At 72.3% G+C, this 11,068-nt stretch carries 9 protein-coding genes; 5 read left to right on the forward strand and 4 right to left on the reverse strand.

The genetic code is table 11. The annotated features are described in order from the left end of the window. Nucleotides 1-159 precede the first annotated feature (159 nt). The 3 genes from ACLBWP_RS17540 to ACLBWP_RS17550 all read left to right on the forward strand — a co-directional run bounded on the left by ACLBWP_RS17540 (nt 160) and on the right by ACLBWP_RS17550 (nt 2,646). Nucleotides 160-1,218, forward strand: coding sequence for a glycoside hydrolase family 6 protein (locus ACLBWP_RS17540; protein WP_447656130.1), 1,059 nt, complete (start codon nt 160-162; stop codon nt 1,216-1,218). Between the two features lie 64 nt (nt 1,219-1,282). Beyond that, a complete protein-coding gene (locus ACLBWP_RS17545; protein WP_447656131.1) occupies nt 1,283-2,332 on the forward strand; it encodes a M4 family metallopeptidase in 1,050 nt (349 codons plus the stop codon). A gap of 44 nt (nt 2,333-2,376) precedes the next feature. Continuing rightward, nucleotides 2,377-2,646: a protealysin inhibitor emfourin gene (locus ACLBWP_RS17550; RefSeq protein ID WP_447656132.1), complete on the forward strand. Its 270-nt coding sequence runs from the start codon at nt 2,377-2,379 to the stop codon at nt 2,644-2,646. 168 nt (nt 2,647-2,814) lie between these two features. Here ACLBWP_RS17550 and ACLBWP_RS17555 read toward each other — a convergent pair whose 3' ends face one another. The 3 genes from ACLBWP_RS17555 to ACLBWP_RS17565 all read right to left on the reverse strand — a co-directional run bounded on the left by ACLBWP_RS17555 (nt 2,815) and on the right by ACLBWP_RS17565 (nt 6,380). Beyond that, nucleotides 2,815-5,058, reverse strand: a complete 2,244-nt coding sequence (locus tag ACLBWP_RS17555) for a HelD family protein (protein ID WP_447656133.1) — start codon at nt 5,056-5,058, stop codon at nt 2,815-2,817. A 108-nt stretch (nt 5,059-5,166) separates the two neighbouring features. After that, nucleotides 5,167-6,009, reverse strand: coding sequence for an aldo/keto reductase (locus tag ACLBWP_RS17560; protein WP_447656134.1), 843 nt, complete (start codon nt 6,007-6,009; stop codon nt 5,167-5,169). Then, a complete protein-coding gene (locus tag ACLBWP_RS17565) occupies nt 6,009-6,380 on the reverse strand; it encodes an FKBP-type peptidyl-prolyl cis-trans isomerase (RefSeq protein WP_243564367.1) in 372 nt (123 codons plus the stop codon). Before ACLBWP_RS17565 ends, ACLBWP_RS17560 begins: the two co-directional genes overlap by 1 nt. 89 nt (nt 6,381-6,469) lie before the next feature. Here ACLBWP_RS17565 and ACLBWP_RS17570 point away from each other — a divergent pair, with 89 nt between their 5' ends. Continuing rightward, nucleotides 6,470-7,789 carry an MFS transporter gene (locus ACLBWP_RS17570; RefSeq protein WP_447656135.1) on the forward strand — a complete coding sequence of 440 codons (1,320 nt, stop codon included), beginning with the start codon at nt 6,470-6,472 and terminating at the stop codon, nt 7,787-7,789. 515 nt (nt 7,790-8,304) lie between these two features. Beyond that, nucleotides 8,305-9,381, forward strand: a complete 1,077-nt coding sequence (locus ACLBWP_RS17575; RefSeq protein WP_447656136.1) for a YihY/virulence factor BrkB family protein — start codon at nt 8,305-8,307, stop codon at nt 9,379-9,381. A 57-nt stretch (nt 9,382-9,438) separates the two neighbouring features. Here ACLBWP_RS17575 and ACLBWP_RS17580 read toward each other — a convergent pair whose 3' ends face one another. Further along, nucleotides 9,439-10,926, reverse strand: a complete 1,488-nt coding sequence (locus ACLBWP_RS17580; protein ID WP_243564364.1) for an aspartate ammonia-lyase — start codon at nt 10,924-10,926, stop codon at nt 9,439-9,441. Nucleotides 10,927-11,068 lie beyond the last annotated feature (142 nt).

An 11,068-nucleotide genomic window follows, 5' to 3' on the forward strand; every position in this document is an offset into this window, starting at 1 on the left:
GGGACCTGGTGCGCGCCTGAGCGGGACCGGCACCCCACCTGTGGGATCACCTGCACGGGGTGGCACCGTGCACGCCCGGGGTGGAAGCATGGGCGCAGGGCGGGACAGGGCCGCCCGGCAGCGCCGACGGAGCACGGTCAGACCAGGGAGGACCGCTCGATGCCGGACCACGGAACGCACACACCATCACCGACACCCGCACGACGGACGAGTGCACGCCGCCAGTGGCTGTGGATCGGTGGTGCCGCCGTCGTGGTGGTCGCGGTCGTCGCCGCGGTCGCGCTCTGGCTGCCGAACGCGTCCGGACCCGACGGTCGGCGGATCGCCGAGCGCCGCACGCCGGCGCAGGTCTTCCCGGGCGGTCTCGCACGACAGCCCTCGGCCGACAACCAGGCCGCACGGTTCATGACCAGCGCGCGTGCCGACGGGCAGGACGACACGGCCGACCGCCTCGCCGTCATCGCAGACCAGCCGATCGCGACGTGGCTGACGAACTCCTCGACCACGGTGACCCGGCAGACGATCCAGCGCGTCGTGGCGAGTGCGAAGGCACAGGACAAGACGCCGGTGTTCGTGCTGTACGCCGTGCCCGACCGCGACTGCGGCAGCTACTCCAAGGGAGGGACGGAGCGCTCCGCGTACGTGCCGTGGGTGCGTTCGGCCGTCAGGGCGATGGCCGGGTCGCACGCCGTGGTGCTCGTCGAGCCCGACGCGATCGCCCAGATCCAGAACTGCAAGCGCCTGACCGACACACGGCTCCCCCTGCTGCGGAAGGCGGTCGGCGCGCTGACGGGGCACGGCCTGACGGTGTACCTGGACGGCGGCAACGAGAACCGGGTGCCCACCGCGACGATGGCGAAGTGGCTGCGGCAGGCCGGGGTCGACCAGACGCAGGGCTTCTTCACGAACGTGTCGAACTTCTACCGCGTCGACCAGGAACGCGCCTACGCCGACCACCTCGCCGACGCCATCGGGGGCGATCCGCACTTCGTCATCGACGTCTCGCGCAACGGTCAGGGGTGGAAGGGCACCTGGTGCAACCCGTCCGGTGCGGGCCTCGGCCAGGACCCGCACGTGGCCGCCGGGTCCTCGCGCCTCGACGCCCTGCTCTGGGTGAAGACCCCCGGCCTGAGCGACGGCACCTGCAACGGCGGTCCGGCGGCCGGACAGTGGTGGGAGTCGTACGCGCTCGCACTGGTCGCGAACCGCAAGGGGTGACAGAACACGCACAGCAGCGCGGGGTCGGCTCCCGATGTCGGTGCACCGGGGTTGCATGGGCACCATGACCGCCGCCCAGCTCCGATCCGTCGTCCCGCCGTACCTGCTGCGCGCCATCGCGGACGCGCCGTCCGACGCGTTCCCCCGCGCCACCCCGGCCGCGCGCACCGCGCTTGCCTCGCTCGACGTCGTCCAGGCACCCAAGCACCAGGCCCGGGTCGCCCCGCAGCGGCTCACCGCACCGGACCGGTCGCCGCAGCGCAGCATCTCGGATGCCCGCGGATCGACCACGCTGCCCGGTACGCTCGTCCGCTCCGAGGGCGATCCCGACACCGGTGACGCCGCCGTCGACGAGGCCTACGCCGGCCTGGGCGCGACGCACGCGTTCTGGCTCGACGTCTTCGGGCGCGTGTCGATCGACGGGGCCGGTCTGCCGCTCGACGCCACGGTGCACTACGGGCAGGACTACGACAACGCGTACTGGGACGGCAGCCGCATGGTGTTCGGCGACGGGGACGGTGAGGTCTTCACCCGCTTCACGATCGCGCTCGACGTCATCGGGCACGAGCTCACCCACGGCGTCACGCAGTACACCGCCGACCTGACCTACCAGGGGCAGTCCGGGGCGCTGAACGAGTCGATCAGCGACGTGTTCGGGTCCCTCGTCGCGCAGTACACGAAGGGACAGACCGCCGACAAGGCGAGCTGGCTCATCGGCGAGGGGCTGTTCACCCCCGCGGTGCACGGTGTGGCCCTCCGCTCCATGAAGGCCCCCGGCACCGCGTACGACGACCCGGTGCTGGGCAAAGACCCACAGCCGGCGACGATGGCCGGGTACGTCGACACCGCGGACGACGCCGGCGGGGTGCACACGAACTCGGGCATCCCGAACCACGCCTTCTTCCTGGCGGCGACGGCCATCGGGGGGAAGGCCTGGGAGGGCGCCGGCGCTGTCTGGTGGGACGCGCTGACCTCGGCCGCGGTGACGGCGTCGATCGACTTCGCCGGGTTCGCCCGCGTCACCGTGTCGGCGGCCGACGCGCGGTTCGGTGCCGGGTCCAGCGAGTCCCAGGCCGTCAGTGCCGCATGGAAGGACGTCGGCGTCCTGGCCTGACCCGGGCGCAACTCCGGGCACGGACTGCGCGTACCGTCGGGCACATGCAGATCGTCGTCCGCCGGACCGGAGGGATCGCCGGCATGACCCGGAGCTGGCGCATCGACACCGAGTCGTGTGCCGAGCCCGACGCCTGGTCGACCCTGGTCGACGGGCTGCCCGACGAACCGCCCGTCCGCCCGCAGCCCGTGCCCGACGACTTCGAGTGGACGATCACCGTCGCCCGCACCACCGTCCGGGTGCCGGGCAGCCAGCTGGACGGCCAGTGGGCCGCGCTCGTGGAGCGGGTGCGCGCGGAGGGCGAGCCGGCCTGACGGCGGTGGGGCGGGCCTCCCGTCCGGTGCCGCGGCCTGAGCGCGCCGGCGGATCGCACCCCCTGCCGGACGTTGCGCCCCGGTGCGACGGGGCGCGACGTCCGCGACGGGGTGCGAACCGCCGGCGACGGCCTCGGAGCGCCCCGGCGACGGCTTCGCGCCGTGCCGTCAGTCGACGTCGATGACCGTCAGGCGACGGGTCGGGCGCGTCATCGCCACGTAGACGGCCGCGGCCGCTCGGGCCGCGTCCGCGCCGACCTCGACCGGGTTGACCAGCAGGACACCGTCGAACTCCAGGCCCTTGGCGTCGGCCCCGGTCAGCACCGTGACCGAACCAGCCCGCGGCGCGCCGAGGGACCGGACGTCCGAGTCGGTGTCGGCCAGGTGCCGCCGGACGGCCTCGACCTGGGCTTCCGGCACGATCACGCCGGTGGTGCCGGAGCCGATGTGGGCGCGCTCCGTCTCCACCGTGCGGGCGATGGTGTCGAGCACCTCGGCACGCGGCACCCGCAGGCGCACCACCGGGTCGCCGTCGCGCACGGCCTGGTTGGCGGTCACGGTCAGACCCGCCGATGCGGCGAACTCGCCCGCGGCCTGCACGATCGAGCGCGGCGTGCGGTAGTTGACGGTGAGCTCCTCGATCCGGTGGGCGAGCGGGACCTGCGGCGCGCGACCCCGACGGCGGCGTGCAAGCGCCCCGATGACGTCGTCCCAGGTGCGCGCGGCCCCGGGCGACGAACCCTGCGCCATGTCGCCGACGATCGTGAACGAGCGCAGCGGGTTGCGGCGCGCCAGCACCCGCCACTGCATGGGCGAGAGCTCCTGGGCCTCGTCGACGACGATGTGGCCGTAGGTCCACTCGCGGTCCTCGGCGGCCCGCTCGGCGGTGGTGCGGGGGTCGCCGCCCTCGGCGAAGGCCCCGGCGACCTGCTCGGCGGACACGATGCCCTCGACGCCCATGTTCTCGATGGCCTGGCGCGCGTTCTCGATGTCCCGGTTGCGGCTGGCCTTCGCCTGGCGCTTGGCGGCACCGCCCGTGGGGTCGAAGGTGCCGAGGAGTTCGGCGGCCTCGTCGAGCAGCGGCACGTCTTCGACCGTGAACCCCACGCCCCGCTCGCGGGTCAGCAGGGCTCGGCGCTCCGGGGACCAGTTCGGGGTCAGCGAGGCGAGCCAGTTCGGTCGGGCGTACAGGTCCTCGAGCAGCTTCTCGGCCGGCAGTGGCAGCCACGCGGTGTTGAGCAGCACGCGGGCGTCGTACGACGAGCGGATGTCCTCGCGCAGCACCTTGAGGTCGGCGTCGTCGACGGTCGTGCCACGTTCGCGCAGCTGGTCGGCCAGCAGCTTCACCATCGCGTCGAGCGCCGACTTGTTGAACGTGATGCGGGCGACGTTGTGCGGCTTGCCCCGGTCCTGCGCACGGTGCATCGCGTCGGCGACGAGCTGCGGCGGGACGACCAGACGCTCGCCCTCGACGTCGAGCGTGGTGGGCTCGGTCGGGACGACCTGGCGGGACCGCACGGCACGGCGCAGCAGGTCGGCCATCTCGCCGGACCCCTTCACCGCGGCGACGTCACGGCGGTCATGGGTCGACGTCCGGACGCCCGGGTACAGCGACCCGAGCGAGGCCATCACCACACCGGTCTCGCCGAGCGAGGGCAGCACCTGCTCGATGTAGGTCAGGAAGGCCGGAGACGGCCCGACGACGAGCACGCCCGACCCCCGCAGGCGCTCGCGGTACGAGTACAGCAGGTAGGCCGCGCGGTGCAGTGCGACGGCGGTCTTGCCGGTGCCGGGGCCGCCCTGCACGATGAGGACGCCCTCGAGCGGGGAGCGGATGATGCGGTCCTGCTCGCCCTGGATCGTCGCGACGATGTCGGTCATGCGCCCGGTGCGCTCGGCGGTGACGGCAGCCAGCAGTGCACCCTCGCCCTGCAGGTGGGTGCGCTCGTCGTCGTAGAGCGTGGCGTCGAAGACCTCGTCCTCGACGCCCACGACCCTGCGGCCCTCGAGCGACAGGTGCCGGCGGGCGCGCATGCCCATCGGGTGCGCGGCGGTGGCCTGGTAGAAGGCACTGGCACCGGGGACGCGCCAGTCCAGCAGCAGCGGCCGGTGCTCGGCGTCGCGCAGACCGACGCGGCCGATGTAGCGGAACGCGCTCTCGCCGTCGGACGGGTCGGCGACCTCGAGCCGCCCGAACACCAGCCGGTCGCCCACGCGCTCGAGCGTCTGGATGGTGTCTTCGTAGAGCTTGGCGAACGCGTCACGCTCGCTGCGGCTCTGGTGGTTCCCACCGACCGCCTGACGGCGGGTCTCGGCGAGTCGCTGTTCGGCCTCGGCGGTCAGCTCGTCGAGGCGGGCGAAGAGCCCGTCGACGTACGCGCGCTCACGGTCGATCTCGGTCGGTTCGGACACACGCAACCCTTCGGGACAGGGGTATCCAGTGTAGTCCCACCGAACCGGTCAGGAGGCGCGGTGCCAGCTGGCACCGCGCCTCCCGTCCGACGCGTCAGCGCGTCAGCGCTACATCTCCTCGTGGGTCAGCGGGTCACCGTCCCACAGGCGGCCGCGCTCGAGACCCGAGATCGCCGTGACCTCGTCGTCGGTCAGCGTGAACCCGAACACGTCGAGGTTCTCGCGCTGCCGGTCGACGTCGCCGGACTTCGGCACCGGGACCGCGTCGAGCTGGGTGTGCCAGCGGAGCACGACCTGGCCGGGCGAGACCCCGTGCGCGGCGGCCGCGTCGGTGATCGGCCGCTCGGTCAGCAGCTCCGAGCGCTTGGCCAGCGGGCTCCAGCTCTCGGTGACGATGCCCCGCTCGGCGTGCACCCGACGGAGTTCCGCCTGCGGGAAGTACGGGTGCAGCTCGACCTGGTTGACGGCCGGGGCGACCCCGGTGGCGTCGATGATCCGGTCGAGGTGCTCGGGCGTGAAGTTCGAGACGCCGATCGAGCGGACCTTGCCGCTGTCCCGCAGGTCGACGAAGGCCTTCCACGTCTCGACGAACCGGTCGACCGACGGGTTCGGCCAGTGGATCAGGTACAGGTCCACGTGGTCGAGCCCGAGGTTCGCCAGGGTCTCGTCGATCGAGCGGTGCGCCTCGTCGTAGCCGTGGTGGCGTCCGGGCAGCTTCGACGTGACGACGAGCTCGTCACGCGGCACGTCAGCGTCGCGCACGGCACGGCCGACGGCGTCCTCGTTGCCGTAGTTGAGCGCGGTGTCGAGCAGCCGGTAGCCGCTCGCGATCGCCGCACCCACGGCCCGGGTGCCCTCGTCGCCGTCGAGCGAGTAGGTGCCGAGGCCGAGCAGCGGCATCCGGTGGCCGTCGTTCAGCTCGACGGTGGGAGCCGGGGTGACGGCCGGCATCAGCGGACGCCGAGCAGGTCGATGACGAAGATCAGGGTCTTGCCGGACAGGAAGTGGCCGCCACCGGCAGGGCCGTAGGCGAGCTCCGGCGGGACGACGAGCTTGCGACGCCCGCCGACCTTCATGCCGGGGATGCCCTCCTGCCAGCCGCGAACGAGCGCCGCGAGCGGGAAGTCGATCGGCTCGCCGCGGTTCCACGAGCTGTCGAACTCCTCGCCGGTCTCGTACTCGACGCCCGCGTAGTGCACCTTGACGGTCGAACCCGCGGTCGCCTCGTCGCCGGAGCCCTCGACGATGTCGGTGATCACCAGGTCGGTCGGGGCGGGGCCCTCGGGGGCGTCGAACTCGGGCTTGCTGTTGAGGTCAGTCATGTCGGCAAGTCAACCAGAGCCTCCCGATCGCGCATCGACCCCGGCACCGTCGCGCGCGTCGCGGCCGGACGCACCAGAATGGTTCCACCGTGACACAACCCACCCCCGCACCGCCGCGCCGCAGCCTGTTCGCCGACCTCACCCCGCTCCGCCGGTCCCCCGCGTTCGCCCGGCTCTGGGCCGGCACCGCGGTCGCCGGCATCGGCACGCAGATGACCACGGTGGCCGTCGGGCTCGAGGTGTACGACATCACGAACTCGACCTTCGCGGTCGCACTGGTCGGGGTGATCGCGCTGCTGCCGATGATCGTCGCGGGCCTGTACGGCGGGATGCTCGCCGACGCCTTCGACCGCCGCACCGTCGCGCTGGTGTCCTCGATCATCGCCTGGGCAGCGGTGGCGCTCATCGCCACGCACGCCTGGCTCGGGCTGCACAGCGTGGCGCTGTTGTACGTGCTGGCCACCGTGAACGCCGTCGCCGCGACGGTGAGCAACGCATCCCGTTCGGCGATCGTGCCGCGCCTGGTCGGCACCGACCTGCTCCCCGCGGCGAGCGCCCTGGGCGGCATCGCGTCCGGGTTCCAGGTGACCGTCGGACCGGCGATCGCGGGCGTGCTCATCGCGAGCGTCGGTTTCGCACCCACGTACACGATCGACGTCGTGCTGTTCACGTTCGCCTTCGCCGGGGTCTTCACGCTCCCCCGGATGGCTGCCGACCACGGCGCCCTGCGCCCCGGGCTCGGTTCGCTGATCGAGGGCGCGAAGTTCCTGCGGCGGTCACGCAACATCACGATGACCTTCGTGCTCGACATCATCGCGATGACGTTCGGGCAGCCGCGCGTGCTGTTCCCCGCGATCGGCGCGCTCGTCATCGGCGGCGGTGCCATCACCGTCGGCACGCTCACGGCGGCGTACGCGATCGGTGCCCTGCTGTCGAGTGTGTTCTCCGGCCCGCTGGGACACGTCCGCCGCCAGGGCGAGGCCGTCGGCTGGGCGATCACGGTCTACGGCGCCGCGATCGCCGCGTTCGGGGTGGTCGTCGCGCTGGCGCACGTGCTCGGCGGTCGGCAGGGCGAGACGTTCAGCAGCGGGATCCTGCCGGCGCTGGCGCTCGCGTCGCTGTTCCTGGCGCTGGCCGGTGGCGCCGACAACGTCAGCTCGGTGTTCCGCAACACGATCCTGCAGGCGGCGTCGCCGGACGGCATGCGGGGGCGGCTGCAGGGGATCTTCATCGTCGTGGTCACCGGCGGGCCGCGGCTGGGTGACCTGTACGCCGGACTGGTGGTGGCCGCGGGCTTCGCCTTCCCGCCGATCCTGGGCGGCGTGCTGATCGTCGGGCTGGTCGCGACGCTGCTGCGCCTGGTGCCGTCGTTCCGCCGCTACGACGCTCTGTACCCGAACGCCAACTGAGCCGCTGGGGCGGGGTACGGCCGGCCGGCTTCCGCGCGCCGAGTCTCGGCCCACCGGACAGATCGCGGCTTCCGGACGCCGCAGACTGTCCGCCGCGCCGAGACTCGACGACGGGCGGCGTGGCCGCAGCGGCCAGCGCGGCCAGCGCGGCCAGCGCGGCCAGCGCGGCCAGCGCGGCCAGCGCGGGCAGCGCGGGCAGTCTGGTCCGCGTGCCGAGTCTCGGCCCACCGGACAGATCGCGGCGTCCGAACGCCGCAGACTGTCCGCCGGGCCGAGACTCGGCGACGGGCGGCGTGGCCGCAGTGGGCGCGCCGAGACGGACGGGAGGCGCGGGTCGGGCCCGCCCCGCGCCTCCCGTCCGCGTTCCGTGCGCCATGGCGACGGATCGCGCGTCCGACGCGCCCACCCGTTCGCGAAAGCGACAGATCGCCGCGGACTGTTCGCGGGGAACTGTCGCTTTGGCGAACGGGAGGGTGCGGGGACCAGGACCGCGCCGCGCCGGTAGATTCGACGACATGTCGGAACCGAGTGTGCGGGACCTCCAGCGGACCGGGGTCCGCGCGGTGGTGCGTCGCACCTACCACTCGGTGATCCGGCACCGGGTCGTGGATGCCGCGGCCTCGTTGACGTTCTTCGCACTGCTGACGGTGTTCCCGGCGGCGCTGACCGTGGTGTCGGCGCTGGCGATCGTCGACCGACAGGGCGACAGCCTGACCGACATCATCCAGGTGATCGGGTTCATCGTGCGGCCCGAGACGGCTGCGCACCTCGAGGAACCGCTGCGGCAGCTGCTCACCCTGGACAACCCGTGGCTCGGCTTCGCGACCGGGGTCGTCCTGACGCTGTGGTCGTTGTCCGGGTACGCCACCGCGTTCGGCCGCGCGATGAACACCGCGTACGAGGTCGAAGAGGGCCGGCGCATCTGGAAGTTCCGCAGCATGATGCTGCTCGTCACACTGCTCGTCATGGTCGGCGGGGCGATCGCGATCGTGATCCTGCTCGGCACCCCCACGATCTCGGCCGCGATCGTGCTGCAGATGGGATGGCCGACGTGGATCGACGACCTGTGGAACGTCGTCAAGTGGCCGGTGCTGGCGGCGGACCTGGTCGTCATGGTCGCCGTGCTGTACTTCGCGACCCCGAACGTCCGGACGCCCCAGCTGCGGTGGGTGTCGGCCGGTGCGGCGTTCGCGATCACGGCGTGGGCGATCGCCACGTTCGGGTTCGCGCTCTACGTCGAGACCGTCGGCGGCGGCAACAAGGCGTACGGCTGGCTGGGCGGCGCGATCCTGCTGCTCGTGTACCTGTACATCTCGAACTTCGTGCTGGTCGTCGGCGGCGAGCTCGACTCCGAGGTGATCCGCCTGCGGCAGCTGCTCGCAGGGATCGACGCCGACGAGTCGATCCGTCTGCCGCTGCGCGACGTCACCCGCAACTTCACGCTCGCCCGCTGGCGGGACGCGGACATCGCGGCGGCGCATGCGGTCCGCACCGCCGCGCTCGAACTCCCCCGCGACGAACAGCCGGACGAGGACGAGCTGCGCGAGGTCGCGGACAAGCTGCGTGTCGACGAGCCGCCGCTGCCGCGGTAGCCGGGGCGGCAGAGCGACGTCAGCCGCGGCCGCCCTGCCCGTCAGCGGCGTCGCCGCTCAGCTGCGGCGCTTGGCCTCGGCGTCCAGCATCGCCTCGGTCACGATCGGGATCGCTCCCGTGGCGAGTTCGATGCCCGACAGCCTGGCGGGGCTCAGCACGCGCTGCACCTGGTCCTCGTCCATCAGTCCGGCGGCGATGACGAGCGTCGAGATCGGCGTCGAGGTCGTCAGCGCCGTGTGCGCGATCGACGCCGCGGCCGCGTAGCCGATGTAGGGCGTCAGGGCCGTCACGACGCCGACGTTCGTGTCCACCTGGGCCGCGAGCTTGGCCTCGTTCGCCTCGATGCCCGTGATGCAGTGCTCGCGCAGGGTCGCGCAGCCGCGGGTCATCCACTGCAGCGACTGCAGGATCGAGTGCGCGATGATCGGCTCGAAGGCGTTGAGCTGCAGCTGTCCGGACTCGGCGGCCATCGTCACGGTGGTGTCGGCACCGGCCACGGCGAACGCGATCTGGTTGACGACCTCGGGGATCACCGGGTTGACCTTGCCCGGCATGATCGAGGACCCGGCCTGGCGTGCCGGCAGGGTGATCTCGCCGAAGCCGGCCTGCGGACCCGAGGCCAGCAGCCGCAGGTCGTTGCAGATCTTCGACAGCTTGGCCGCGCTGCGCTTGACCGCGGCGGACAGCGTCATGAACGCCCCCGCGTCGCTCGTCGCCTCGATCAGGTCCGGCGCCGTGACCACGTCGATGCCACTCGCCTCTTGCAGCTGCCGGCGAACTTCGTCGCGGTAGAGCGGGTCGGCCGTGATGCCGGTGCCGATCGCGGTCGCGCCGAGGTTCATCTCCGCCAGCAGCGGCGTGACCTTGCGCAGCAGGACCGCGTCTTCCTGGATGGTGTGCGAGAACCCGGTGAACTCCTGCCCGAGGGTCATCGGCACGGCGTCCTGCAGCTGCGTGCGACCGACCTTGAGCACGTCCGCGAACGCGCGCCCCCGTTCGGCGAACGCCTCGGACAGCTGCTCGAGCTGGTCGATGAGCCGGTGCACGCCGAAGATCATCGCGATCTTGACGCTGGTGGGGTACGTGTCGTTCGTCGACTGGCTGCGGTTCACGTGGTCGATCGGGTGCAGGTACGCGTAGTCGCCCTTCACGCGCCCGAGGATCTCCAGCGCCCGGTTCGCGAGCACCTCGTTCGTGTTCATGTTCGTGCTGGTGCCCGCACCGCCCTGTACCACGTCGACGACGAACTGGTCGCGGAAGGCTCCGTCGCGCACCTCTTGTGCCGCGCGGTCGATCGCCTCGGCCCGTTCGGCGTCGAGGACACCGATGGCCCGATTCGCCCGGGCCGCCGCCTGCTTCACGGTCGCGAGCGCCTCGATCAGGTCCGGGTAGACCGCGATCGGCACGCTCGTGATCGGGAAGTTCTCGAGGGCGCGGAGCGTGTTGATGCCCCAGTAGACGTCGTCCGGCACCTCCCTCGAGCCCAGGGAATCGGTCTCGGTGCGGGTACCAGCACTCACGTGCGCCTCCTCGTCGTGGTTCACGCGTTCGAGGCTAGTCCAGTCCGTCCGGCCGGTGCGGTGGACGCGCCCACTCGCCCGTCGGCGCGGCGCCGGGCGCACCGCTGCGGGCGGCGGCGGCGCACGGTGCGGGCGGCGGGCGGGCGGGCGGGCGGGCGACGCACGG

This window comes from Microbacterium sp. M1A1_1b, assembly GCF_053345565.1.